Annotated in this window: 22 protein-coding genes; 15 read left to right on the top strand and 7 right to left on the bottom strand. The window is 73.4% G+C overall.

Features of this window, described 5'->3' with window-relative positions; all coding sequences use genetic code 11:
* Nucleotides 1–89 precede the first annotated feature (89 nt).
* From FB563_RS25580 to cobI, 7 genes are read left to right on the top strand one after another with little or no spacing between them, the layout of a single operon-like run.
* Nucleotides 90–1061 carry a cobalamin biosynthesis protein gene (locus FB563_RS25580; protein WP_055704313.1) on the top strand — a complete coding sequence of 324 codons (972 nt, stop codon included), beginning with the start codon at nucleotides 90–92 and terminating at the stop codon, nucleotides 1059–1061.
* Entirely contained in the window at nucleotides 1058–2566 is a 1509-nt protein-coding gene (locus tag FB563_RS25575) for a cobyric acid synthase (RefSeq protein ID WP_055704314.1), read from the top strand. Before FB563_RS25580 ends, FB563_RS25575 begins: the two co-directional genes overlap by 4 nt.
* A complete protein-coding gene (gene cobN, locus FB563_RS25570) occupies nucleotides 2563–6216 on the top strand; it encodes a cobaltochelatase subunit CobN (RefSeq protein ID WP_199832720.1) in 3654 nt (1217 codons plus the stop codon). The genes FB563_RS25575 and cobN overlap by 4 nt, the downstream gene beginning before the upstream one ends.
* Nucleotides 6213–8213, top strand: coding sequence for a putative cobaltochelatase (locus FB563_RS25565; RefSeq protein ID WP_055704316.1), 2001 nt, complete (start codon nucleotides 6213–6215; stop codon nucleotides 8211–8213). The genes cobN and FB563_RS25565 overlap by 4 nt, the downstream gene beginning before the upstream one ends.
* Entirely contained in the window at nucleotides 8213–8821 is a 609-nt protein-coding gene (gene cobO, locus FB563_RS25560; protein ID WP_055704317.1) for a cob(I)yrinic acid a,c-diamide adenosyltransferase, read from the top strand. Before FB563_RS25565 ends, cobO begins: the two co-directional genes overlap by 1 nt.
* Nucleotides 8818–10167 (top strand): cobyrinic acid a,c-diamide synthase CobB, encoded by a 1350-nt coding sequence (locus tag FB563_RS25555; protein WP_055704326.1) that lies wholly within the window; start codon nucleotides 8818–8820, stop codon nucleotides 10165–10167. The genes cobO and FB563_RS25555 overlap by 4 nt, the downstream gene beginning before the upstream one ends.
* The gene (gene cobI, locus FB563_RS25550; protein ID WP_107100517.1) at nucleotides 10164–10895 is read left to right on the top strand and encodes a precorrin-2 C(20)-methyltransferase; all 732 of its coding nucleotides are present in this window, start codon (nucleotides 10164–10166) and stop codon (nucleotides 10893–10895) included. The genes FB563_RS25555 and cobI overlap by 4 nt, the downstream gene beginning before the upstream one ends.
* Nucleotides 10896–10918: 23 nt before the next feature.
* Here cobI and FB563_RS25545 read toward each other — a convergent pair whose 3' ends face one another.
* Nucleotides 10919–11653 (bottom strand): ZIP family metal transporter, encoded by a 735-nt coding sequence (locus tag FB563_RS25545; protein WP_055704319.1) that lies wholly within the window; start codon nucleotides 11651–11653, stop codon nucleotides 10919–10921.
* Nucleotides 11654–11771: 118 nt separating this feature from the next.
* Here FB563_RS25545 and cobM point away from each other — a divergent pair, with 118 nt between their 5' ends.
* From cobM to cobC, 6 genes are read left to right on the top strand one after another with little or no spacing between them, the layout of a single operon-like run.
* Complete coding sequence (cobM, locus tag FB563_RS25540) at nucleotides 11772–12590, top strand: precorrin-4 C(11)-methyltransferase (protein ID WP_055704320.1); 819 nt, start codon at nucleotides 11772–11774, stop codon at nucleotides 12588–12590.
* Nucleotides 12587–13840: a bifunctional cobalt-precorrin-7 (C(5))-methyltransferase/cobalt-precorrin-6B (C(15))-methyltransferase gene (locus FB563_RS25535; protein ID WP_055704321.1), complete on the top strand. Its 1254-nt coding sequence runs from the start codon at nucleotides 12587–12589 to the stop codon at nucleotides 13838–13840. Before cobM ends, FB563_RS25535 begins: the two co-directional genes overlap by 4 nt.
* Entirely contained in the window at nucleotides 13837–15519 is a 1683-nt protein-coding gene (gene cobJ, locus FB563_RS25530; protein WP_055704322.1) for a precorrin-3B C(17)-methyltransferase, read from the top strand. The genes FB563_RS25535 and cobJ overlap by 4 nt, the downstream gene beginning before the upstream one ends.
* Nucleotides 15516–16103, top strand: a complete 588-nt coding sequence (locus FB563_RS25525) for a precorrin-8X methylmutase (RefSeq protein WP_055704323.1) — start codon at nucleotides 15516–15518, stop codon at nucleotides 16101–16103. The genes cobJ and FB563_RS25525 overlap by 4 nt, the downstream gene beginning before the upstream one ends.
* Entirely contained in the window at nucleotides 16100–17041 is a 942-nt protein-coding gene (locus FB563_RS25520; RefSeq protein WP_055704324.1) for a sirohydrochlorin chelatase, read from the top strand. Before FB563_RS25525 ends, FB563_RS25520 begins: the two co-directional genes overlap by 4 nt.
* Nucleotides 17031–18086 (top strand): Rv2231c family histidinol phosphate aminotransferase CobC, encoded by a 1056-nt coding sequence (gene cobC, locus FB563_RS25515; RefSeq protein ID WP_142218919.1) that lies wholly within the window; start codon nucleotides 17031–17033, stop codon nucleotides 18084–18086. Before FB563_RS25520 ends, cobC begins: the two co-directional genes overlap by 11 nt.
* 124 nt (nucleotides 18087–18210) lie before the next feature.
* Here cobC and FB563_RS25510 read toward each other — a convergent pair whose 3' ends face one another.
* Nucleotides 18211–19047 (bottom strand): helix-turn-helix domain-containing protein, encoded by an 837-nt coding sequence (locus FB563_RS25510; RefSeq protein ID WP_055707910.1) that lies wholly within the window; start codon nucleotides 19045–19047, stop codon nucleotides 18211–18213.
* Between the two features lie 114 nt (nucleotides 19048–19161).
* Between FB563_RS25510 and FB563_RS25505 the strand changes: the two genes are divergently transcribed.
* Nucleotides 19162–19761: an NADPH-dependent FMN reductase gene (locus FB563_RS25505; protein WP_055707911.1), complete on the top strand. Its 600-nt coding sequence runs from the start codon at nucleotides 19162–19164 to the stop codon at nucleotides 19759–19761.
* Nucleotides 19762–19832: 71 nt separating this feature from the next.
* On the opposite strand, the gene FB563_RS25500 is transcribed toward FB563_RS25505, so the two are convergent.
* The 5 genes from FB563_RS25500 to FB563_RS25480 form a co-directional block, all read right to left on the bottom strand.
* Nucleotides 19833–20759 (bottom strand): SCO1860 family LAETG-anchored protein, encoded by a 927-nt coding sequence (locus FB563_RS25500; RefSeq protein ID WP_055707912.1) that lies wholly within the window; start codon nucleotides 20757–20759, stop codon nucleotides 19833–19835.
* A 168-nt stretch (nucleotides 20760–20927) separates the two neighbouring features.
* Nucleotides 20928–22019, bottom strand: a complete 1092-nt coding sequence (locus tag FB563_RS25495) for an amidohydrolase family protein (protein WP_055707913.1) — start codon at nucleotides 22017–22019, stop codon at nucleotides 20928–20930.
* 33 nt (nucleotides 22020–22052) lie between these two features.
* Entirely contained in the window at nucleotides 22053–22847 is a 795-nt protein-coding gene (locus FB563_RS25490; RefSeq protein WP_055707914.1) for an amino acid ABC transporter ATP-binding protein, read from the bottom strand.
* Nucleotides 22844–23677: an amino acid ABC transporter permease gene (locus tag FB563_RS25485; protein ID WP_055707915.1), complete on the bottom strand. Its 834-nt coding sequence runs from the start codon at nucleotides 23675–23677 to the stop codon at nucleotides 22844–22846. Before FB563_RS25485 ends, FB563_RS25490 begins: the two co-directional genes overlap by 4 nt.
* The gene (locus FB563_RS25480) at nucleotides 23674–24525 is read right to left on the bottom strand and encodes a basic amino acid ABC transporter substrate-binding protein (RefSeq protein WP_055707916.1); all 852 of its coding nucleotides are present in this window, start codon (nucleotides 24523–24525) and stop codon (nucleotides 23674–23676) included. Before FB563_RS25480 ends, FB563_RS25485 begins: the two co-directional genes overlap by 4 nt.
* A gap of 151 nt (nucleotides 24526–24676) precedes the next feature.
* Between FB563_RS25480 and FB563_RS25475 the strand changes: the two genes are divergently transcribed.
* Nucleotides 24677–25720 (top strand): pyridoxal-phosphate-dependent aminotransferase family protein, encoded by a 1044-nt coding sequence (locus FB563_RS25475; protein ID WP_055707929.1) that lies wholly within the window; start codon nucleotides 24677–24679, stop codon nucleotides 25718–25720.
* Nucleotides 25721–25735 lie beyond the last annotated feature (15 nt).

The following is a 25735-nucleotide window of genomic DNA, read 5'->3' as shown; positions in this document are numbered from 1 at the left end:
CTGAGTGAGGACATCGATCGCCATGCCCGGCTGCCGAAGGACAAGGACCGCTACCAGGCCCGCTCTTCACCCCGCGGCCGACTGAGCCGATGGGTGCCGATCGCACGTACGCGTACGGCGCCGCCGCCGGCCTTCTCGGTGACCTGCTTCTCGGCGACCCGCGCCGGGGACATCCGGTCGCCGCGTTCGGGCGTGCGGCCGCTGCCGTGGACCGCGCGTTGTGGCACGACCACCGCGGCTGGGGCGCCGCGCACACCGCCGTGTGCGCCGGTGGCGCCGTCGCACTCGGCACGCTGGCCGCACGCGCCGTGCGCCCCTCCCCCGCCGCCTCCGTCGCGCTGACCGCCGCGGCCACCTGGGCAGTGGTGGGCGGTACGTCGCTCGCCCGGGAGGCCCGCACGATCGGGCGCGCCCTGGAGTCCGGGGACGTCGATGCGGCGCGGGCGCGGCTGCCGCATCTGTGCGGCCGGGACCCGCAGGCGCTGGACGCCGACGGGATCGCCCGGGCCGTCGTCGAGTCGGTCGCGGAGAACACCTCGGACGCCGTCGTGGGCGCCCTGGTGTGGGGGGCCGTCGCCGGGGTGCCGGGACTGCTGGGCTTCCGGGCCGTCAACACCCTGGACGCGATGGTCGGTCACAAGTCCCCCCGCTACCGCCGCTACGGCTGGGCCTCGGCCCGGCTGGACGACCTGGCCGGCTGGCCGGGGGCCCGGCTGACCGCCGTACTCGCCGCCGCGGCCGGACCCGACCCGCTCGGTGCCCTGCGCGCCTGGAAGGCCGACGCCCCCAAGCACCCGAGCCCCAACGCCGGGCCCGTGGAAGCCTCCTTCGCGGGCGCGCTCGGTGTGCGGCTCGGCGGCACCCTCTCCTACGGCGGCCGCGTCGAGCACCGGCCCGTGCTCAACGGGGACACCGGCCGGGCCGTTCGGGTCACCGACATCGACCGGGCCGTACGGCTCTCCCGCCGCGTCGGCCTGCTCGCGCTCGGCACCACGGTCGCCGCGCGCCTCCTCGTCAGCGGCGTCAAGAGCCTCAAGAGCCCGAAGGGACGTGGGAAGTGAACGGGGGACTCCTCGTCGCCGGCACCACCTCCGACGCCGGCAAGAGCGTCGTGACGGCCGGGATCTGCCGGTGGCTGGTGCGTCAGGGTGTGAAGGTCGCGCCGTTCAAGGCGCAGAACATGTCGCTCAACTCCTTCGTGACCCGCGAGGGCGCCGAGATCGGGCGGGCACAGGCGATGCAGGCGCAGGCGTGCCGGATCGAGCCGACCGCGCTGATGAACCCGGTGCTGCTCAAGCCGGGCGGCGAACAGAGCAGCCAGGTGGTGCTGCTGGGCAAGCCGGTGGGCGAGCTGAGCGCGCGCGGGTACCACGGCGGGCGGCAGCAGAAGCTCCTCGGCACCGTGCTGGACTGCCTGGCCGAGTTGCGGGGCACGTATGACGCGGTGATCTGTGAGGGCGCGGGCTCCCCGGCGGAGATCAATCTGCGCCGGACGGACATCGTGAACATGGGGATCGCCCGGGGTGCGCGGCTGCCCGTGCTCATCGTCGGCGACATCGACCGCGGGGGCGTCTTCGCGTCCTTCTTCGGGACCGTGGCCCTGCTGTCGCCGGAGGACCAGGAGCTGGTCGCCGGGTTCCTGGTGAACAAGTTCCGGGGGGATGTCTCCCTGCTGGAGCCCGGACTGGAGATGCTGTACGGCCTCACCGGGCGGCGCAAGTACGGCGTGCTGCCGTTCCGGCACGGGCTCGGCATCGACGAGGAGGACGGGCTGAGGGTCTCCCTGCGCGGAACCGTCCGGGAGTCCACCGTGGCTCCCCCCGTCGGGGAGGACGTGCTGCGGGTCGCCGTGTGCGCGATTCCGCTCATGTCCAACTTCACCGACGTGGACGCGCTGGCCGCCGAACCGGGTGTGGTGGTGCGGTTCGTGGACCGGCCGGAGGAGCTGGCGGACGCGGACCTGGTCGTCATCCCGGGCACGCGCGGAACCGTGCGGGCGCTGGAGTGGCTGCGCGAGCGCGGGCTCGCGGACGCCCTCGTCCGAAGGGCCGCCGAAGGGCGCCCGGTCCTCGGCGTCTGCGGCGGCTTCCAGATCCTCGGCGAGCACATCGAGGACGAGGTCGAGTCGCGGGCCGGCGCGGTCGACGGGCTCGGCGTGCTGCCCGTGCGGGTGCGGTTCGCCCGCGAGAAGACCCTCACCCGGCCGTCCGGAGAGGCCCTCGGCGAGCGGGTCGAGGGGTACGAGATCCACCACGGAGTGGCCGAAGTCCTGGGCGGGGAGCCCTTCCTGGACGGCTGCCGGGTCGGCCAGGCCTGGGGCACCCACTGGCACGGTTCCCTGGAGTCGGACGGCTTCCGGCGGGCCTTCCTGCGCGAGGTGGCCGCCGCCGCGGGCCGCCGCTTCGTGCCCGCGCCGGACACCTCCTTCGCCGCGCTGCGCGAGGAGCAGCTCGACCGGCTCGGCGACCTGATCGAACAGCACGCGGACACGGACGCGCTGTGGCGGCTCATCGAGTCGGGCGCGCCGCAAGGACTGCCTTTCATCCCACCGGGAGCGCCTGCATGAGCACAGTGTTGTTGTTGTCGACCGCCGACACGGATCTGCTGGCGGCCCGGGCCTCGGGCGCGGACTACCGGATCGGCAACCCGACGCGGGTGGACGTCGAGCAGGAGCTGCCGGGGCTGCTGGCGGGCGCGGACCTCGCCGTCGTACGGCTGCTGGGCGGCAAGCGGGCCTGGGAGGACGGGCTCGCGGCGCTGAGGGCGGCAGGGATCCCGACCGTGCTGCTGGGCGGCGAGGCCGTGCCGGACGCGGAGCTGATGGCCGAGTCGAGCGTGCCGGCCGGTGTGGTGGCGGAGGCCCTGAAGTACCTGGTCGAGGGCGGTCCCGCGAACCTGCTGGAGCTGTCCCGGTTCCTGTCGGACACCGTGCTGCTGACCGGTGAGGGCTTCGAGGAACCGCGGAAGATGCCGGAGTACGGCGTCCACGGCTGCTACGAGCTGCGGGAGGGCCGTCCGACCGTGGGCGTGCTCTTCTACCGGGCGCACGAGCTCAGCGGCAACACCGCCTTCGTGGACACCCTGTGCGAGGCGATCGAGGCGGCGGGCGCCAACGCGCTGCCCCTCTACTGCGGTTCGCTGCGCGGCGCGGACGCCGGGCTGTACGAGCTGCTGGGGAAGGCGGACGCGCTGATCGCGACCGTGCTGGCGGCAGGCGGCACGCACGCCTCGCAGGCCTCGGCGGGCGGTGACGAGGAGGCCTGGGACATCGGCGCGCTCGCCGATCTCGACATCCCTGTGCTGCAAGGACTCTGCCTCACCTCCTCGCGGTCCGCGTGGGAGGAGTCGGACGCCGCCCTCTCCCCCATGGACGCGGCGATGCAGGTCGCGATCCCGGAGTTCGACGGCCGGCTGATCACCGTGCCGTTCTCCTTCAAGGAGCAGGGTCCCGACGAGGTCCCGGTGTACGTCGCCGATCCCGAGCGGGCCGCGCGGGTGGCGGGAATCGCCCTGCGGCACGCGCGGTTGAAGCACAAGCCGAACGCCGAGAAGAAGGTCGCGCTGGTCTTCACCGCGTACCCGACCAAGCACTCCCGGGTCGGCAACGCGGTCGGTCTGGACACGCCCGCCTCGGCGGTGCGGGTGCTGGACGCGCTCCGGGACGCCGGTTACTCGCTGACCGAATACCCCTCCGGGGGCGACGAGTTGATCCACCGGCTGATCGAGGCCGGCGGCCACGACGTCGAGTGGCTGACCGAGGAGCAGCTGGCGGCGGCGCCCGCGCGGGTGCCGCTGGCGGACTACCGGGCGTGGTTCGACAGGCTCGACCCGGACCTCAAGGAAGCCATGACCGAGGCGTGGGGCGAGCCGCCGGGCAGCCTGTACGTCGACGGCGACGACATCGTGCTGGCGTCCCTCCAGTTCGGGAACGTCGTGGTCACGATCCAGCCGCCGCGCGGCTTCGGCGAGAACCCGATCGCGATCTACCACGACCCGGACATGCCGCCCTCGCACCACTACATGGCGGCGTACCGGTGGCTGGAGAACTCGTTCGGTGCCGACGCGATCGTGCACATGGGCAAGCACGGCACGATGGAGTGGCTGCCCGGCAAGGGGCTGGGTCTGTCGCGGGGGTGCGCTCCGGACGCCGTCCTCGGCGACCTGCCGCTGATCTACCCGTTCATCGTCAACGACCCCGGTGAGGGCACCCAGGCCAAGCGGCGCGGGCACGCCACGGTGGTGGACCACCTCGTGCCGCCGATGGCCCGGGCCGACACCTACGGCGACCTGGCCAAGCTGGAGCAGCTGCTGGACGAGTACGCGCTCGTCTCCGACCTGGACCCGGCGAAGGCCCCGGCCGTCCGCGCCCAGATCTGGACGCTGGTCAAGGCGGCCGAGCTGCACCACGACCTGCATGTGGACGAGCAGCCGGACGACGCCGAGTTCGACGAGTTCGTCATGCACATCGACGGCTATCTGTGCGAGATCAAGGACGTGCAGATCCGCGACGGCCTGCACATCCTGGGCGGCGGCCCGGTCGGTGAGCCCCGGGTGAACCTGGTGCTGGCCGTGCTGCGCGCCTCGCAGGTGTGGGGCGGGCAGGCGAACGCGCTGCCGGGGCTCAGGGCATCCCTCGCCGCCCACTTCGGGCTGGTGGAGAAGGAGCTGCTGGCCGAGCCCGGTGCCCCGGTGAAGGTGCCGGTGGAGCTGACCGACCTGGTGGAGGGGCCGGCGCGTACCGCCTCCGACGCGATCGACCTGCTGGAGCAGCTGTGCCGGCGGATCGCGGAGGGCATGGAGGAGCGGGCCTGGGACCGCGCGGCCGTACCCGCCGTCCTCGGTGACGTGCTCCGCACCGAACTCCCGGACGCCGTCGCGGTGCTGGAGTTCGCCTGCGACGAGGTCGTCCCCCGCCTCGCGCGCACCACCGACGAGATCGGGCACATCCTGCGGGCCCTGGACGGCGGCTACGTCCCGGCCGGCCCGTCGGGTTCGCCGACCCGTGGCCTGGTGAACGTGCTGCCGACCGGCCGGAACTTCTACTCGGTGGACCCCAAGGCCATTCCGTCACGGCTGAGCTGGGAGGTCGGTCAGTCGCTGGCCGACTCCCTGGTGCAGAGGTACCTGCAGGACACGGGCGAGTACCCGAAGTCGGTGGGCCTGACCGTCTGGGGCACGTCGGCGATGCGCACCCAGGGCGACGACATCGCCGAGATCCTGGCGCTGCTGGGCTGCCGTCCGGTGTGGGACGACGCCTCGCGCCGGGTCACGGGCTTCGAGGTGGTCCCGCTCCAGGAGCTGGGCCGGCCGCGCATCGACGTCACGGTCCGTATCTCCGGGTTCTTCCGGGACGCGTTCCCGCACGTCGTCGGCCTGATCGACGACGCCGTACGGGCCGTGGCCGAGCTGGACGAGCCCGCCGGGAGCAACTTCGTGAAGGCCCACGCCGACGAGGACGCCGCCGGGCACGGCGACCGGCGGCGCGCGACGGCCCGGATCTTCGGCTCCAAGCCGGGGGCGTACGGCGCGGGTCTGCTGCCGCTGATCGACGCCCGGAACTGGCGCTCGGACGCCGACCTCGCCGAGGTGTACGCCGTCTGGGGCGGCTACGCCTACGGGCGCGGGCTCGACGGGCGGGCGGCGCGCGGGGACATGGAGACGGCGTTCAGGCGGATCGCGGTGGCGGCCAAGAACGTCGACACGCGCGAGCACGACCTGGTCGACGCCGACGACTACTTCCAGTACCACGGCGGCATGGTGGCCATGGTGCGGCACCTGACCGGCGCCAACCCCGAGGCGTACGTGGGCGATTCCGCCGTACCCGACCAGGTGAGGACCCGCACGCTCGGCGAGGAGACCCACCGGGTCTTCCGGGCCCGGGTGGTCAACCCGCGCTGGATGGCGGCCATGCGCCGGCACGGCTACAAGGGCGCCTTCGAGATGGCGGCGACGGTGGACTACCTGTTCGGCTACGACGCCACCGCCGGCGTGGTCGACGACTGGATGTACGAGAAGCTCAGCGCGGAGTACGTCTTCGACCCGGAGAACCGGGACTTCATGAGGAAGTCCAACCCGTGGGCGCTGCGCGGCATCACCGAGCGGCTGCTGGAGGCGGCGGACCGGGGCCTGTGGGCCGAGCCGGACGCGGACACGCTGGAGCGGCTGCGGGCCACCTACCTGGAGCTCGAAGGCGACTTGGAGGGCGACGACCAGTGACCACCCCCTTCCCCTTCACGGCCGTTGTCGGTCAGGACGACCTGCGGCTCGCGCTGCTGCTGAACGCCGTCTCCCCGGCGGTCGGCGGTGTGCTGGTGCGCGGCGAGAAGGGCACGGCCAAGTCGACGGCGGTACGGGCCCTTTCCGTGCTGCTGCCGGAGGTGGCCGTGGTGCCCGGCTGCCGCTTCTCCTGCGACCCGGCGGCACCGGACCCGTCCTGCCCGGACGGCCCCCACGAGCCGGGCGGCGGTGCCCGGCGGCCCGCGCGGATGGTCGAACTGCCGGTCGGCGCCTCCGAGGACCGGCTGGTCGGGGCCCTGGACATCGAGCGGGCGCTCGCCGAGGGCGTGAAGGCGTATCAGCCGGGCCTGCTGGCCGACGCGCACCGCGGGATCCTCTACGTCGACGAGGTCAACCTCCTCCACGACCACCTGGTGGACCTGCTGCTCGACGCGGCGGCGATGGGTGCCTCGTACGTGGAGCGCGAGGGCGTCTCCGTGCGGCACGCGGCCCGCTTCCTGCTGGTCGGCACCATGAACCCCGAAGAGGGCGAGCTGCGCCCGCAGCTGCTGGACCGGTTCGGGCTGACCGTGGAGGTCGCGGCCTCGCGGGAGCCGGAGCAGCGGGTCGAGGTGGTACGGCGCCGGCTGGCGTACGACGACGACCCGGCCGGTTTCGCCGCGCGGTGGGCCGAGGAGGAGGCCTCCGTACGCCAACGGATCGTCGCGGCACGGCAGTTGCTGCCGCAGGTGCGGCTGGGCGACGGTGCGCTGCGGCAGATCGCGGCGACCTGCGCGGCCTTCGAGGTGGACGGCATGCGCGCCGACATCGTGATGGCGCGTACGGCGACCGCGCTGGCCGCGTGGGCCGGGCGGACCGACGTCCTCGCCGAGGACGTGCGGCAGGCGGCGCTGCTGGCGCTGCCGCACCGCAGGCGGCGTAACCCCTTCGACGCGCCGGGGCTGGACGAGGACAAGCTGGACGAGACGCTGGAGCAGTTCTCCGGGGACGACGGGAGCGGTGAGGACGATCCGGACCCGGACGGTCCCGGCGGCGGTCGGCCGCGGCCCGACTCGGGGCCACAGGGCGGCGGGGACGGCGCCGCGCGGCCCGAGGCCGGTGAGGGCGGGGAACCGCAGGCTGCCGGTGCCGGTGAGCAGGCTCCCGCACAAGCCTCCGAGCCGTTCCGGACCAAGGTGCTGAGCGTGCCCGGGATCGGGGAGGGTGCCGCCGGGCGGCGCTCGCGCGCGCGGACCGAGCACGGGCGGACGACCGGGTCCCGCCGTCCCCAGGGGGCGCTGACCAAGCTGCATCTGGCCGCCACCGTGCAGGCCGCGGCCCCGCACCAGCGGGCGCGCGGCCGGTCCGGGCCGGGACTGGTGATCCGCCGGGACGATCTGCGGCAGGCGACGCGGGAGGGACGCGAGGGCAACCTCGTGCTGTTCGTCGTGGACGCCTCCGGGTCGATGGCGGCGCGGCAGCGGATGAGCGCGGTCAAGGGTGCTGTGCTGTCGCTGCTGCTGGACGCCTATCAGCGGCGGGACAAGGTGGGTCTGGTGACCTTCCGGGGTGCCTCGGCGGAGGTCGCGCTGCCGCCGACCTCCTCCGTGGACGCGGCGGCGGCCCGGCTCCGGTCGCTGCCGACCGGGGGCCGTACCCCGCTCGCGGCGGGGCTGCTCAGGGCGCACGAGGTGCTGCGGGTGGAGCGGCTGCGGGATCCGGCGCGGCGGGCGCTGGTCGTGGTGGTGACCGACGGGCGGGCCACGGGTGGTCCGGAGCCGGTGGCGCTGGCCGGACGTGCGGCGCGGCTGTTCGCGGCCGAGGGGGTCGCGTCGGTGGTCGTGGACTGCGAGTCGGGTCCGGTGCGGCTCGGGCTCGCCGGGCAGCTCGCGGGTGAGCTGGGCGGTACGGCCGTCACGCTGGACGAGCTGCGGGCCGACTCGATCGCCGGTCTCGTCAGAGATGTGCAGGGCAACAGCAGCAGGAGGGCCGCGTAATGCCTCAGGGGCAGCCGAGTGTCGTACCCGATGACGGCTTGACGACTCGTCAGCGGCGCAACCGTCCGCTGGTCGTCGTGCACACCGGTGTCGGCAAGGGCAAGTCCACCGCCGCGTTCGGGCTCGCGCTGCGGGCCTGGAACCAGGGGTGGCCGATCGGGGTGTTCCAGTTCGTCAAGTCCGCGAAGTGGAAGGTCGGCGAGGAGAACGCCCTGCGGGTGCTCGGCGCCTCCGGCGAGGGCGGCACCGTCGACTGGCACAAGATGGGCGAGGGCTGGTCGTGGGTCCAGCGGGACATCCAGGGTGACAACGCGACCAACGAGGAGAAGGCCCGGGAGGGCTGGGAGCAGGTCAAGCGGGACCTGGCCGCCGAGACCTACCGGCTGTACGTGCTGGACGAGTTCGCCTACCCCATGCACTGGGGGTGGGTGGACACCGACGAGGTCGTGGACGTGCTGCGGAACCGGCCCGGTACCCAGCATGTGGTGATCACCGGGCGGAACGCGCCGGAGAAGCTGGTGGACTTCGCCGACCTCGTCACCGACATGTCCAAGGTCAAGCACCCCATGGACGTGGGGCAGAAGGGCCAGAAGGGCATCGAGTGGTGACGTCGTCGGTGCCTCGGCTGGTCATCGCCGCGCCTTCGTCGGGCAGCGGCAAGACCACCGTCGCCACGGGGCTGATGGCCGCGTTCACCGCGCGGGGGCTCGCCGTGTCCCCGCACAAGGTCGGGCCGGACTACATCGACCCCGGGTACCACGCCCTCGCGACCGGGCGGGTGGGGCGCAACCTCGACGCGTACCTGTGCGGGCCGGAGCTGGTCGCTCCGCTGTTCCTGCACGGGGCGCGGGGCTGTGACCTGGCCGTGGTCGAGGGCGTGATGGGGCTGTACGACGGGGCGGCCGGGGAGGGTGAACTGGCGTCCACCGCCCATGTCGCCAAGCTGCTGCGGGCGCCGGTGGTGCTCGTCGTCGACGCGTCGTCGCAGTCGCGGTCGGTGGCGGCGCTGGTGCACGGGTTCGCTTCCTGGGATCCGGAGGTGCGGGTCGGGGGCGTGATCCTGAACAAGGTCGCGTCCGACCGGCATGAGGAGTTGCTGCGGGAGGCGCTGGATCAGTCAGGGGTGCCCGTGCTGGGGGTGCTGCGGCGGGTTCCTCAGGCGGACACGCCGTCCCGCCATCTGGGACTGGTACCGGTGGCCGAGCGACGGTCCGGCGCGACGGACGCGGTGGCGGCGATGGCCGCCCAGGTGGAGCGCGGTTGCGATCTCCAGGCCCTGCTGGGACTGGCGCGCAGTGCGGGAGACCTGTCCTGCGCCCCGTGGGAACCGCCCGTCACCCCAACGCGGAAGCGTGAGGTGGTCGCCGTCGCCGGTGGTTCCGCGTTCACCTTCTCCTACGCCGAGCACACCGAGCTGCTCACCGCCGCCGGTGCCGAGGTCGTCACCTTCGATCCGCTCCGGGACGAGCAACTGCCCGACGGCGCCGCCGGGTTGGTCATCGGCGGCGGTTTCCCCGAGGTGTACGCCGCCGAGCTGTCCGCCAACGAGCCGCTGCGGAAGGCCGTCGCCGAACTGGCCCTCGCCGGTGCTCCCGTCGCCGCCGAATGCGCCGGGCTGCTCTACCTGTGCCGCCAGCTGGACGGGCAGCCGATGTGCGGCGTCCTGGACGCCACCGCGCGCATGACGGAACGGCTGACCCTCGGCTACCGGGACGCCGTGGCCGTCGGGGACAGTGTGCTGGCCGTCGCCGGGACCCGGATGCGGGGGCACGAGTTCCATCGCACGGTCGTCGAGCCCGGCGTCGGTGAGGCTCCCGCCTGGGGCGTGCGGGCGCCCGTCCGGCGGGTCGAAGGTTTCGTGCAGCGGGGCGTGCACGCGAGTTATCTGCACACGCACTGGGCGTCCGAGCCCGGTGTCGCCCGTCGGTTCGTGGAGAGGTGCCGGACGTCATGAGCAGCAGGCTGGTCGGAGTCGGGGTCGGTCCCGGTGACCCGGAGCTGGTGACCGTCAAGGGGGTCAACGCCCTGCGGGCCGCCGATGTCGTCGTCGTACCCGTGATGGACACCGGGGAGCGCGGGCGGGCCGAGGCGACCGTGTTGCACTACGTGCCCGAGGACAAGGTCGTCCGGGTGGTGTTCGCGCTGAACGAGCGGACCGACCGGGCGCGCCGCGAGGCCGCCTGGGACGCGGCGGGCGGGCGGGTCGCCGCGCTTCTCGCAGCGCACGGATCCGTCGCCTTCGCCACCATCGGCGATCCCAACGTGTACTCCACGTTCACCTATCTCGCCCAGACCATCACGGAGCTGATGCCGGACGTGGTCGTGGAGACCGTGCCCGGGATCACCGCCATGCAGGATCTGGCGGCCCGGTCCGGCGCGGTGCTGACCGAGGGCACCGAGCCGCTGACGCTGGTGCCGGTGACCGCCGGGTCCGCCGTGCTCAAGGAGGCGCTGGCCGGGCCGGGGACCGTCGTCGCGTACAAGTTCGGGCGGCAGGCCGCCGAGGTCGCCGAGGCGCTGAAGGAGAACGGGCGGCTGGCGGACGCGGTGTGGGGATCGGCGCTGGGCCTGCCGGAGGAGTCGGTGCGGCCGGCCGCCGAGCTGGACGGGACGCCGCTGCCGTATCTGTCGACGCTGATCGCACCCCCGCGGCGGGACGGCGGACGGGGCGGGAAGCTGTGAGCACCCGCTGTCCCGCCGCACGGTCAGCCGCCGGACAGACCCACCACCAGCCAGATGAAGGCCGCGCCCGCCACCGTGCACAGCAGGGTGGACCGCGCGGGGTGCTCGTGGTGGGCCTCGGGCAGGATCTCGGCGGCGGCGAGGTAGAGCAGGACGCCGCCGAAGAGGCCCAGGTAGCCGCCGAGCACCGGCTCGGGGATGTGGAAGAAGGCGGTCGACAGGGCGCCGAGCAGGGGCGCGCAGGCGTCGGCGACCAGCATGCCGATCGCCCGGCGGCGGGCGTTGCCGTACAGGCTCGTGATGGTGAAGGTGTTGAAGCCGTCGGCGAAGTCGTGCGCGATCACGGCGAGCGCCACGGCCGTGCCCATGCCGCCGCCCACCTGGAAGGCCGCGCCGATGGCCACGCCGTCCATGGCGCTGTGGCCGACCATCGCGGCGGCGGCCGTCAGGCCCACCTCGGGCGCCCGGTGGTCGTGCCCTTCTGCACCGCCGTGGGCCGCCTGCCGTGCGGCCAGCGTGCGCTCCACCAGATGGGCCAGCAGGAATCCGGCCACGAACAGCAGCAGTGCGGCGGGTACGCCGAAGATCTCGCGGTCGGCGGCGTGCAGCGCCTCCGGCAGCAGATCCAGGCCGACCACGCCGAGCATCAGACCGCCGGCCAGGCCCAGGACCAGGTGCCGACGGTCGGTCACGCGCTGTGCCGTCCAGCCGCCGGCCAGCGTCATCAGGAACGCGCCGAGCGCGACGAAGACCGCCATAGGCCCTTGCTATCCGATGGAGGTGCCCTCGCGCACATCCGGCCACGCCCACATCGGCGCAGAACCTGATATTTCCCCCGCTTTTCACTTCGTGATCCCGTACGAGAGGACCCCTCCCATGGCCGATGCCCCCACCGGCAAGGTGACGTTCGTCGGTGCCGGCCCCGGCGCCGCCGACCTGCTGACGTTCCGCGCCGCGCGCGCCATCGCGGAGGCGGACGTGGTGATCTGGGCGGCGAGCCTGGTCCAGGCGGAGGTCCTGGAGCACGCGCGCGCGGACGCGGAGGTCCTGGACTCGGCGACCATGCCCCTGGAGGAGGTCGTCGCCGTCTACCGGCGCGCCCACGCCGAGGGGCTGAAGGTGGCCCGGATCCACTCCGGCGACCCCGCGCTGTGGGGCGGCACCCAGGAGCAGCTGGACCGGTGCGCGGAGATCGGGATCGCGACCGAGGTCGTACCGGGGGTCTCCGCCTTCTCGGCCGTCGCGGCTCTCGCCCAGCGGGAGCTGACCATCCCCGAGGTCGCGCAGTCCGTCGTCCTCACCCGGCTGGGCGGCGGCAAGACGCCGATGCCGCCCGGCGAGGAGGTCCGCGAGTTCGCCCGGCACGGCACCACCATGGCGATCTTCCTGTCGGCGGCGCGCAGCGGGCAGCTGGTGCGCGAGCTGCTGGAGGGCGGCTACCCGACGGACACCCCCGTGGTCGTCGCCTACCAGGCGACCTGGCCGGAAGAGCTGGTCGTGAGGTGCACGGTCGGCACGCTGGAGGAGACGGTCAAGGAGCACAAGCTCTGGAAGCACACGCTGTTCCTGGTCGGCCCGGCACTGGATGCGCACGGCACCCGCTCGCACCTGTACCACCCGGGGCACTTCCACGGCTACCGCAAGGCCGACCCGGAGGCCCGGCGGGCCCTGCGCGAGCAGCGGGCGAAGAGTTGATCACGGTCGTCGGCACGGGGACGGGTACGGGCGCGCCGGTCGCCGAGGACGTCCTCGCGGGGGCCGCGCTGGTGGTCGGCGGTCGTCGGCACCTGGACGCGGTACGGCTGCCCGGGGGTGCCGAGCGGGTCGTGCTCGGGCCGCTGGCACCGGCCCTGGACACGATCGCCGAGTACGTCGGCAAAGAGCTTCCGGTGCTGGTGCTGGCCTCCGGCGACCCGGGGTTCTTCGGGATCGTGCGGGCGCTGGCCGAGCGGTTCGGCGCGCACCGGCTGGACGTGCGGCCCGGGGTCTCGTCCGTCGCGGCCGCGTTCGCGCGCGTGGGGCTGCCGTGGGACGACGCCGTGGTCGTCAGCGCGCACGGCAGGGAGCTGCGTACGGCGGTCAACGTGTGCCGGGCACGGCCGAAGGTGGCGGTGCTGACGGGGCCGGGCGCGGGTCCGGCGGAGCTGGGTGCGGCGCTGCAGGGCGACGCGTGCGTGCCGGGGCGGGTCCTCGTCGTCGTCACCGCCCTCGGCTCCGCGGACGAGCGCGTCGAACGGGTCACGCCCGCCGAGGCCGCCGCCCGTGACTGGGGTGCGGCGGTGAGCGTGGTGCTGTGTCTGGACGAGGCACGGGCGCTGGGCGGGGTGCGTACGGTCGCCGGGGTTCCCGCGCGGCCCGATCGGTGGGCCCTGGCCGAGGGCGAGTTCGCCCACCGCGACTCGATGATCACCAAGTTCGAGGTACGGGCGCTGGCGCTGGCCCGGCTGGGGCCTGGTCTCGGCGACCTGGTGTGGGACGTCGGCGCCGGCTCGGGCTCGGTGGCGGTGGAGTGCGCGCGGCTCGGCGCGGCCGTCGTCGCCGTGGAGAAGGCGGCGGACGGGGTGGAGCGGATCCGCGCCAACGCGCACGCCCACGGTGTGGACGTGGCCGTGGTGCACGGCTCGGCACCGGACGCCCTGGACGGGCTGGCCGACGATCCGGACGCCGTGTTCGTCGGGGGCGGCGGGCGCGAGCTGCCCGGCATCGTCGCCGCGTGCGCGCGGCGCGCCCGGCGGACGGTCGTGGTCTCCATGGCCGCGCTGGACCGGGTGCCGGCCGTGCGCGAGGCGCTCACGGCCGCCGGGTTCACCTGCGACGGGGTGCTGCTGCAGTCCTCGCGCCTGGCGCCGCTCCCCGGGGACGTGACCCGGCTCGCGGCGACCAATCCCGTGTTTCTGCTCTGGGGTGTCAGAACCCCGGCATCCAGTGAAGGAGTTGCTCAGTGATCGGCCTGATTTCCGCCACCGCGGCGGGGGCGGCGGCGCGGGACCGGCTGGCGGCGGCCTGGCCGGACCGGACGCGGGTGTACGAGGGTCCCGTCGGGGAGGCGGTGCGGGCCGCGTTCGCCGAGTGCGAGCAGCTGGTGTGCTTCCTGGCGACGGGTGCGGTGGTACGGCTGCTCGCGCCGCTGCTCGGCGACAAGACGGCCGACCCCGGTGTGGTGTGCGTGGACGAGGGCGGCCGGTTCGCGGTGTCGCTGCTCGGGGGGCACGGCGGCGGCGCCAACGAACTCGCCCGGGAGGTCGGCGAGTTGCTGGGTGCCGAGCCGGTGGTGACGACCGCGACGGACTCGGTCGGGCTGGCGGGCCTGGACACGCTGGGGCTGCCGTACGAGGGCTCGGTCGCGACCGTGTCCCGCGCCCTGCTGGACGGCGAACCGGTCGCGTTGGAGGCCGAGTCGACGTGGCCGCTGCCGCCGCTGCCGACCGTGCCGCACGGGGCGTACACCATCCGGCTCACCGACCGGGACGTCGCACCGGGCGAGCGCGAGGTGCTGCTGAGGCCGCCGTCGCTGGTGGTCGGGGTCGGCGCGTCCAAGGGTGCCCCGGTGGAGGAGGTCCTCGGGCTGGTCGAGGGGGCGCTGCGCGAGGCGGGGCTCTCGCCGAAATCCGTGGCCGAACTCGCCACCGTGGACGCCAAGGCGGGGGAACCGGGCATCGTGGCCGCCGCCGAGCGGCTGGGGGTGCCGCTGGTGACGTACTCCGCCGAGGAACTGGCCGCCGTGGAGGTGCCCAACCCGTCCGACGCGCCGCTCGCCGCCGTCGGCACCCCGTCGGTCGCCGAGGCGGCGGCCCTGGTGCGCGGCGGTGAACTGCTCGTACCCAAGCGGAAGTCGAGCGCTCGGCCCGCGATGGCGACCTGTGCCGTCGTACGCCGGCCGGGGCGCGGGCGGCTCGCGGTGGTCGGGCTCGGACCGGGTGCCCGGGACCTGCTGACCCCGCGCGCGGCCGCCGAGCTGCGCCGGGCCTCGGTGCTCGTCGGGCTCGACCAGTACGTGGACCAGATCCGCGATCTGCTGCGGCCCGGCACCCGGGTGCTGGAGTCGGGGCTCGGCGCCGAGGAGGAGCGGGCGCGTACGGCGGTCGCCGAGGCCCGCAAGGGGCATGCGGTCGCGCTGATCGGCAGCGGGGACGCGGGCGTGTACGCCATGGCCTCCCCCGCGCTCGCCGAGGCCTCGGACGACATCGACGTCATCGGGGTGCCCGGGGTGACGGCCGCGCTGGCCGCCGGTGCGGTCCTGGGCGCGCCGCTGGGCCACGACCACGTGTCCATCAGCCTGTCCGACCTGCACACGCCGTGGGAGGTCATCGAGCGGCGGGTGCGGGCGGCGGCGGAGGCGGACATCGTCGTGACCTTCTACAACCCGCGCTCCCGGGGCCGGGACTGGCAGCTGCCGAAGGCGCTCGGCATCCTCGCCGAGCACCGGGAGCCGACGACGCCGGTGGGTGTCGTCCGCAACGCGTCCCGGCCGGACGAGTCGAGCCGCGTCACGGTGCTGGCCGAACTCGACCCGGCGACGGTCGACATGATGACGGTCGTGACCGTGGGCAACACCGCCACCCGGATCATCGCCGGGCGGATGGTGACCCCGCGCGGCTACCGCTGGCAGGAGGAGCCGAAGTGAATCGCGTGGTCCACCCCATCGAGCAGGAGTCCTTCCGGCGGCTGCGCGCACGTCTGGACACCTCGCACTTCCCGCCGCTGACCCGGGCAGTGGTGGAGCGGGTCATCCACTCGGCCGCCGACCTGGAGTACGCGACCGATCTCGTCATGGCCGAGGACGACCTGGTGAAGGCGCACGCGGCGCTGCACGCCGGGGCGCCCGTCGTCGTGGACGTGGAGATGGTCGCGGCCGGCATCACCCGGCGGGAGACCGTCTGCCGGCTCAGGGACGCCAAGTCCGGCCCGGGACTGACCCGTTCGGCCCGTGCCGTGCGGCTCGCGTACGAGGAGGTCGGTCCGGGGGCCCTGTGGGTGATCGGCTGTGCGCCGACCGCCCTGGAGGAGCTGCTCACCCTGGACGCCTCCCCCGCACTCGTCATCGGCCTGCCCGTCGGTTTCGTCGGCGCGGCCGAGTCCAAGGCCGCGTTGCGGACGAGCGGGCTGCCCGCCGTGAGCAACGTGTCCGAGAAGGGCGGGTCGGCGGTCGCCGCCGCCGCGCTCAACGCCCTGCTGTACCACCCCGTTTCACCTGAGGAGACCCTGTGACCACCCCGCCCGCCCTGCTCATCGCCGGCCACGGCACCCGTGACGACGCCGGAGCCGAGGCGTTCCGCGACTTCGTCCGGGAGCTGGGGCGCCGCCACCCCGAGCTGCCCGTCGCGGGCGGCTTCATCGAGCTGTCCCCGCCGCCGCTGGGCGAGGCCGTCACCGAGCTGGTGGAGCGGGGGGTACGGCGGTTCGCGGCCGTGCCGCTGATGCTGGTGTCCGCCGGGCACGCCAAGGGCGACATCCCGGCCGCGCTGGCCCGCGAGAAGGAACGGCACCCGGGCATCTCGTACACCTACGGCCGTCCGCTGGGCCCGCACCCGGCACTGCTGAGCGTGCTGGAGCGGCGGCTGGACGACGCGCTCGACGGGACCGCCCGGACGCCTCGGGACCGGGCCGATGTGACGGTGCTGCTGGTGGGCCGTGGCTCGACGGACCCCGACGCCAACGCCGAGGTGTACAAGGCCGCCCGGCTGCTGTGGGAGGGCCGCGGGTACGCCGGGGTGGAGACGGCGTTCGTGTCGCTGGCGGCGCCGGACGTGCCGAGCGGGCTCGACCGGTGCAAGGCGCTGGGGGCGCGCAGGATCGTCGTACTCCCCTACTTCCTGTTCACCGGGCTCCTGCCGGACCGGGTGCGGCAGCAGACCGAGGGGTGGGCGGCCGCGCACCCGGAGATCGAGGTGCGGTCGGCCGATGTCATCGGGCCCGAGCCGGAGCTGCTGGACCTGGTGATGGAGCGGTACCAGGAGGCCGTCGAGGGCGACCTGCGCATGAACTGCGACTCGTGCGTGTACCGGATCGCGCTGCCGGGCTTCGAGGACAAGGTGGGGCTGCCTCAGCAGCCGCACTTCCACCCCGACGACGAGGGCCACCACGGCCATGGACACGGGCACGGGCATCACCATCACGGGGGGCACTCGCACAGCCATGCGCACTGAGGGCACGGGACCGGATCTGCGTCATCACGGGGACGCCGAGGTGCGGGACGACGGGGCGGCACTGGTCGACCTCGCCGTCAACGTCCGCGCCGACACGCCCCCTTCGTGGCTGCGGGAGGAGATCGCCGGCTCGCTGTCGTCCCTGGCGGCCTACCCGGACGGGCGGCTCGCGCGGGCGGCGGTGGCGGCGCGGCACGGGCTGCCGGTGGAGCGGGTACTGCTGACGGCGGGGGCGGCGGAGGCGTTCGTGCTGCTCGCCCGCGCGCTGAAGGTACGGCGGCCGGTCGTCGTCCACCCGCAGTTCACCGAGCCGGAGGCGGCGCTCAGGGACGCGGGGCACACCGTGGAGCGGGTGCTGCTGCGGGAGGAGGACGGGTTCCGGCTGGATCCGGTGGCGGTGCCGGAGGACGCCGACCTGGTGGTGATCGGCAATCCGACCAATCCGACGTCGGTGCTGCATCCGGCGGGAGCGATCGCTCGACTCGCCCGGCCCGGGCGGGTGTTGGTGGTCGACGAGGCGTTCATGGACGCGGTGCCGGGTGAGCGGGAGGCGCTGGCCGGGCGGACCGATGTGCCGGGGCTGGTCGTGCTGCGCAGTCTCACCAAGACGTGGGGGCTGGCCGGGCTGCGGATCGGGTACGTGCTGGCTCCGGCGGAGCTCGTCGCCGAACTGGAGCGGGCGCAGCCGCTGTGGCCGGTCTCGACGCCGGCCCTCGCCGCGGCCCAGGCGTGTGTGGCGCCGAGGGCGTTGGCCGAGGCGGGGCATGCGGCGCATCGCGTCGCGGCGGACCGGGCGCATCTCGTGGAGGGGTTGTCGGTGTTCGCCTCGCGGGGCGTTCGGGTGGTGCAGCCCGCGGAGGGGCCGTTCGTGCTGGTCCGTATGCCGGGGGCCGCCGGTGTACGACACCGGTTGCGTGACCTTGGCTATGCGGTGCGGCGGGGGGACACGTTTCCGGGGCTCGGCGAGGAGTGGGTGCGGGTGGCTGTGCGGGACCGTGGGACAGTGAACGGGTTCCTGAAGGCGCTGTCGGCTGTGCTTCCGTAACCGGGGCTCCGCCCCAGACCCCGCCAGGGGGCTCCGCCCCCTGGCCCCCCGTCCTCGCCCACCCACCGCCCGACGCGGTGGAAAGGCACCCACGAGCCTCGACTCGGTCGGCTGAGAGGCGCTGTTACGAGATCGCCCTCAGCCTGACCCTCGTATGTGCCCGGAGTCCGGCCAGCGCCTCCGTCGTCTCCTCGTCCGCCGGCAGGTACACCACCAGCTGCTGGGCGTCGGCGGAGGCGTCCAGGGTCTCTCGGGTGAACCGGAGTTCGGGCCCCGTGGGGTGGTTGAGGCGGAGGGCGCCGCGCTGTGGCACCACGTGGCGGTTCATGCGGCGGGTGAACTCCGGGCCCGCGACGGGGGCCAGTTCCGCGCTGAGCCATTCGGAGGTCTCGGCGGTCGGACCGAGCCACAGGTCGAAGGCCTGCTCGTCGGCGACCTCGTCCCAGTCGGCGAAGAAGGCGCGTGCGCGGGGGTCGGTGAAGACGTACCGGGTGAGGTTGGGGGTGTCGCCGTCGAGCAGCCCGGTGCCGGCGGTCACCAGCTCGTAGCCGCTGGTGCGGGCGAGGATGTCGCCGAGGCGGTTGGTCACGACGGCGATGCCCGGTTCCAGCAGGCCCAGCGTCCGGCGCAGCGCGGGGCGGACGTCCCGGCGGGGCGGGGCCGGGCGGCGGTGGGCGGTGCGGGCGCCGCCGGTGATCTTCGCGAGGTAGCGCAGGTGGTTGCGCTCGGCGGGGTCGAGGCTGAGCGCGTCGGCGAGGGCGTTGACCACGGACACCGAGGGGTTGCGGTCGCGGCCCTGTTCGATGCGGGTCAGATACTCGACGCTGATGCCGGCCCGTGCGGCGAGGTCCAGCCGGCGCAGGCCCGGTGACCGGCGGCGGCCGCGTTCCGGCAGGCCCAGTGTCTCCGGCTGGATGCTGTCACGCTTGGCCCGGACGAAGTCCCCCAGTGGTGTGCCCATGGGGGGAAGGGTAGGTCGGCGGGCCGACGGTCGCCGAGTGCTCAGGGTGGCCCTGCGGGGGCCAGCCTGCGCCCGGCCTGGCTGTGCGGTGCCGGGCGTCCGATCGTGGTGGGCATGGAGAACACGAACACACACAGGTTGCTGGTCGTCGTCGGAAGCGTGCGGGAGGGCCGGTTCGGACCGGTCGTCGGGTCGTGGGTGGCCGAACAGGCCCGGCAGCACGGCGGGTTCGAGGTCGACGTCGTCGATCTGGCGGACATCGAGATCCCGTTGGCGCTGCCCGCCGAGTCGCCCAGGTTCGCCGGGGACGCCTATCCGCGTCCGGCGGGGATGGCCCGGCTGACCTCGGCGCTGGAGGAGGCCGACGCGTTCGTCGTCGTCACGCCCGAGTACAACCACAGCTATCCCGCCTCGCTGAAGGCCGCGATCGACTGGCACTTCACGCAGTGGACGGCCAAGCCGGTCGCGTTCGTCAGCTACGGCGGGGCGGCGGGCGGACGGCATGCCGTGCTGCACCTGGAGAACGTGCTGACCGAGCTGCACGCGGTGACCATCCGGGAGGGTCTCGCCTTCCCGAACTACTTCACCTCCTGGCAGGACGGCCGCCCGCTGGACGAGCAGGCCCCCGGCTACGCCAAGATCCTGTTGGACCAGCTGTCCTGGTGGGCGGCCACGCTCCGGTCGGGCCGGGAGGCCGCTCCCTACCCGGCGTGACGGCGGGCCCGTCCGACGGCCGGGCGAGGAGCGACACCGGGTGGAGTCAGCCCTTGCGACACCGGGTGGAGTCAGCCCTTGCGGCGCCGGGCCACCGTCACCGCTCCCCCGCCGAGCAGCACCAGCGCCAGCGCGCCGCCCGCGATGTACGGGGTCGCGGAGCTGCCGCCGGTCTCCGCGAGGTCGTTCCGGGCGCCCTGCGGCTTCACGCCGGCGGCTGGGTCGTGGCTCGGCACCGGGTGGCCGGTGGGCGCGGCCGCCGGGGACTCGCAGGTGGCCTTCGCCAGGGTGACCGTGCCCTCCACGTCGGCGACGTTGAGCTGGGGGTACCCCCGGACGGAGTCTGGGGGAGGGTTGACGGAGACCTTGAGTTCGAGGGCGGTGGCGGCGGCCGTACGGGTCGTGGTGCGCCGCTGGGCGAGGTCGAGACGGACCTCGCCGACGCCGGGCACCCTGACCTCGGTCGGGCCGCCGGCGGTGAGGGTGACGCGCTTGCCGAGGACCGTGACGGCGCCGAGGACGTTCGCGTCGGCCACGGGCGCCCTGCCCGCCTCGCAGGTCGCCCTGGCGGTGACCGTGCCGACCTCGATGAGGGACAGCAGGGGCAGGCCGGGGACGTGCAGCCTGGCGTCGACGAGCCGGACCGAGCCCTCGGCGCGCCCGGCGGTCACCGTGGCCTTCGCCGAGGCGACGTCGGCGCCGAGGACCGCGAACGGCTTGCCGCCCGCCACGCCGTCGAGCCGGGCGGACAACGCGGTCCTGTCGGCGCTGCTCGGTGCCTGGACCTCGTTGAGGGAGACCGCGAGCGGGACGTCGACGGTCTTGTTCAGGAGGGAGACGTCGAGGCCGGTGCGCAGGACGACGGCGGTGGCGCGACCGTGGTCGGTGGTCGCGTGCGCGGCGCCCGCGCCCAGGGCCGCGGGACCGGCGGCCAGGGCGGTGACCGTCGCGACGGTGGCGAGACGGCGTGCGGGCATGCGGAAGTTGTTGCTGTTCAAGGCGGTGGGACCCCCAGTGGGAACATGCTTGGGACCCGTCAACCTTGTACCCACTGTGGGTGAACGGTCAGCTATCCAGGGTCACTTCACTCAAACGTGGATTTCTCGCACACCGATTCGGATCACCGGGCACAGCCGTTCCCGTGCGCTCCCTGCGCCTCTGCGCTGCTACTCGACCACGAGCCCGTTCAGCACCACCCGGCGCGGTGCCGCCAGCACCCGTACGTCGGCGCGCGGGTCGCCCTCGTACACCACCAGGTCGGCCGGCGCGCCCTCCTCAAGGCCGGGGCGGCCGAGCCAGGCACGGGCGCCCCAGCTCGTCGCGGACACGGCGGCCACGGCGGGGATGCCCGCGGTGACCAGCTCGGCCACCTCGGCCGCGACCAGGCCGTGGGCCAGCGAGCCGCCGGCGTCCGTGCCGACGAACACCGGGATCCCGGCGTCGTAGGCGCCGCGCACGGTGTCGTAGCGGCGCCCGTGGAGCCTGCGCATGTGCGCCGACCAGCGCGGGAACCTGGCGTCACCGCCGGCCGCGAGCCGCGGGAAGGTGGCGATGTTGACGAGGGTGGGGACGATCGCGACCCCGCGCTCGGCGAAGAGCGGGATCAGGTCGTCGGTCAGCCCCGTCGCGTGCTCGATGCAGTCGATGCCCGCCTCGACCAGGTCGCGCAGGGAGCTCTCGGCGAAGCAGTGCGCGGTGACGCGGGCGCCGAGCCGGTGGGCCTCGGCGATGGCCGCCTCGATCGCCTCGCGCGGCCAGCAGGGGGCGAGGTCGCCGAGGTCGCGGTCGATCCAGTCGCCGACCAGCTTGACCCAGCCGTCGCCGCGCCGGGCCTCCTGGGCGACGTAGGCGACGAGGTCCTCCGGTTCGATCTCCCAGGCGAAGTCGCGGATGTAGCGGCGGGTGCGGGCGATGTGCCGGCCGGCCCGGATGATCTTCGGCAGGTCCTCGCGGTCGTCGATCCAGCGGGTGTCGGAGGGGGACCCGGCGTCGCGGATCAGCAGGGTGCCCGCCTCCCGGTCGGTGAGGGCCTGCTTCTCGGCCACGTCCTTCTCGACCGGGCCGTGCGGGCCCAGGCCGACGTGGCAGTGGGCGTCGACCAGTCCGGGCAGCGCCCAGCCCTCGACGGTGCGGACGTCACGGGCCCCGGCGGGGCGGTCGTACGACACCCTGCCGCCGACCACCCACAGCTCGTCGCGGACGTCCTCGGGCCCGACGAGGACCCGCCCCTTCACGTGCAGCACGGCGCCATCGCTCATGCCTCGCACCCTAACGGCCCACGGCCGGACGACCTAAGGCCGGTCCTTGCCCACCTGGTCGGAGGTCTCCTCCTCGACCTCGGCCATCGCCGGATCGAGCAGGCGGGAGAGGAAGTGGCGGGTGCGCTCGTGCTGCGGGTCACCGATGACCTGCTCGGGGCTGCCGTCCTCGACGATCACGCCGCCGTCCATGAAGACGACCCGGTCGGCGACCTCGCGGGCGAAGGTCATCTCATGGGTGACGACCATCATGGTCATGCCCTCCCGCGCCAGCCTGCGCATCACCGCGAGGACGTCGCCGACCAGCTCCGGGTCGAGCGCGGAGGTCGGCTCGTCGAAGAGCATCACCTCGGGGCCCATCGCGAGCGCGCGGGCGATGGCCACGCGCTGCTGCTGGCCGCCGGAGAGGGAGGACGGGTAGGCCGCCGCCTTCTCCGAGAGACCGACGCGGGCCAGGTTCTCGGCGGCGATCCGTGCCGCCTTCGCCTTGTCGCGCCCGAGGACCCTGCGCTGCGGCAGCGTGAGGTTCTCGGTGACGCTCAGGTGCGGGAAGAGGTTGAACTGCTGGAAGACCATGCCGATCCGGCGGCGCACGGCGTCGATGTCGACGTCCGGGTCGGTGATCTCGGTGCCGCCGACGAAGACCTGGCCCTCGGTGGGCTCCTCCAGCAGGTTCACGCAGCGCAGCAGCGTGGACTTGCCGGAGCCGGAGGGGCCGATGACACAGACGACCTCGCCCTGGCCGATCTCCAGGTCGATGCCGCGCAGGACGTGGTTGTCGCCGAAGGACTTGTGCAGGTCCCGGACGCGGATCTCGGGGCGGCTCACTTGATCTCCTCCTGGGCCCTGGCCTCGAGCCGGCGGGCGACGAAGCCGAGCGGGATGGTGACCAGCAGGTAGCACAGGCCCGCGACCAGGATCGGCGTGGAGTTGGCGGTCGTACTGGCCAGGTCCCGGCCGTACTTGGACAGTTCCCGCTCCTCCAGGGTCACGCCGAGCAGCAGCACCAGCGAGGAGTCCTTGAAGAGCATGATCAGCTCGTTGGTGAGCGGCGGCAGGATGATCCGGAAGGCCTGCGGGATGATGATGGAGATCATGGCCCTGGCGGGCGAGAAGCCCAGGGAACGGGCCGCCTCCATCTGCCCCCTGGGCACCGCCTGGATACCGGCGCGGAAGGTCTCCGCCATGTAGGCGGCGCCGATGAGGCCCAGGCCGAGGGCGCCCTTGCCGTAGGTGCCGCCCGGAATCTCGGTGCCGGGGAAGGCCAGCGGTACGGCCACGGCGATGAAGACGAAGATCAGCAGGGCGGGCAGCCCGCGGAAGACCTCGATGTAGATGCCGGCCACCCAGCGGTACGGCCCGACGGAGGACAGCCGCATCAGCGCGATGACCAGGCCGAGCACCAGTCCGAGGACAAAGCCGGACACCGTGTACAGCACGGTGTTCTTCAGCGCCAGCGTGATGACGTCCGGCCACATCTGCTTGGCGATGCCGCCCTGCGCGAACTGGTTCTGCAGCCGGCCCCAGTCCGCCGTGACCGCGATCGCGATCACGGCGGCGACGAAGACGACGTACTGCACGCCGCGGGACAGCCGACGCCTCTGACGCCGCGTCAGCCCCTTCTTCCTCGGCCGGAGTTCTGTGTCCGTGTCGGTCATGAGGCGGCGGGAGAGGCCACGGAGGGGTTGTACGGGCCGATCCACTGCTCGTAGAGCTTCTTGTAGGTGCCGTCGGCCTTGGCGTCCTTCAGAGCCTTGTTGATGGCCTCGCGCAGCGCCGTGTTGCCCTTCTTGACCGTGAAGCCGTACTGCTCGCCGGTCTTGAGGTTGTCGACGACCTTGAACTTGTCCGCGTTGGCCTTGTCCTTCAGCCAGCCCTGGACCACCGGGTAGTCGATGACGACGGCCTGCACCTGGCCGGTGCGCAGGCCGTTGAGGACCGCGTCGGAGGACTCGAAGGAGATCGGGTCGTAGCCCTTGCCCTTGACGTAGTCCTCGCCGGTGGTCTGCGCCTGGGCGCCGAGCTTCTTGCCCTTGGCCTTGACGTCGGCGAGGGAGTTGATGCCGCTGTTCTTGGCGACGAGCACGGCCTGGGTGGCCTCGAAGTACGGGTCGGAGAAGTCGACGTTCTTCTTGCGCTCGGGCGTGATCGTCATGCCGGCGGCGGCCAGGTCGCACTGGCCGGAGTTCAGGAAGGCGCCGGTCTTGAAGTTCTCGAAGGGCGTGTCGACGATTCTCTGTTTGACGCCGAGGTTCTTGGCGACGAGGTCGATGAGGGAGACGTCGAAGCCCTGCACCTCGCCGTTGATCTCCGACTGGAAGGGCGGGTACGGCAGGTGGGTGCAGGTGGTCAGCTGACCGGCCTTGACGACGTGGACCCCCTTGACGGTGGCACCGCCGCTCCCCCCGTTGCCGTTCGAGGAGCAGCCGGCCACGACGAGGGCCAGCCCGGCGGTCGCGGTGGTGGCAGCCAGGAGGCGGTTCCGGCGTCCGAGGAGCGTTTTCATGGGGGGATCTTCTCTGTGGGGGAACTGTGGGTTCCGATTATAAGGAAGAGTTTGAGTCTCTCAAATCAAACCGATGGTTACGAGGCCTTTGGACCTAAGATCGGTGGAGTTGACCCCGGACACCGACCCAGAGAACGAAGAGAGCGCCGCCGTGACCCACCCCTTCCTCGACCTGCCCCCGCTGAGTGCCGAGCGCTTCGCCGCCATCGAGGACGGGGTCGCCAGGCTGCTGGACACCCGCCAGGACGTGCTGATCACCCAGGGCGAGGCGTTGCTGCCGCTGGAGGGCGCGATCCGTGCGGCGGCCGGTCCGGGCACGGTGGCCCTGAACGTGATCACGGGCCCGTACGGGCAGACCTTCGGCAACTGGCTCCGGGACGCGGGGGCGACCGTGCACGACCTCTCCGTGCCCTTCCACACGGCGGTGACCGCCGACCAGGTCCGGGAGGCGTTCGCCGAGCACCCGGAGATCGACTTCGTGTCGCTGGTGCACGCGGAGGCGGCGACCGGCAACACCAACCCGGTCGCGGAGATCGGCGAGGCGGTACGGGAACAGGGCGCGCTCTTCTACCTGGACGCGGTCGCCTCCGTGGGCGCGGAGCCCGTGCTGCCGGACGCGTGGGGCGTGGACCTGTGCGTGATCGGTGCGCAGAAGGCGATGGGCGGTCCGGCGGGGGTGTCGGCGATCTCGGTGAGCGAGCGGGCCTGGGCCCGGATGGCGGCCAACCCGAACGCGCCGCGCCGCTCCTATCTGTCCCTGCTGGACTGGAAGGAGCGCTGGATCGACGCCGGCCGCGCCGCGCTGCCGCATGCTCCGGCGCAGCTGGAGATGCTGGCGCTCCAGGCGTGTCTGGAGCGGATCGAGTCGGTGGGGCTCGACGAGGTGATGGCGCGGCACCGGCGCGCTGCGCTGGCGACGCGGTCGGGGGCGGTCGCCCTGGGCGGGGGACTCGAGCCGTACGTGTACGACGAGAAGGACGCGGCGCCGGTGGCTACGACGCTTCGGGTGCCCCCGGGGGTGGTGGCGTCGGAGGTGGTGGCCCGGGCGCTGGAGAGCGACCCCGCGGTGCCGCTGGCCGCGGGCGGGGGTGCGCTGGCCAAGGAGATGATCCGGGTCAACCACTACGGGGCGGACGCCTCGCCGGAGACGGTGGAGAGGTGCCTGACGGCACTGGGGGCGGCACTCGGCGTGTGACGCCGGCCCGGTCGG

Source organism: Streptomyces puniciscabiei (assembly GCF_006715785.1).
Lineage (GTDB): Bacteria > Actinomycetota > Actinomycetes > Streptomycetales > Streptomycetaceae > Streptomyces > Streptomyces puniciscabiei.
Note: the sequence above shows the minus strand (reverse complement) of the source record. Positions and strands in the feature narration are given on the sequence as shown.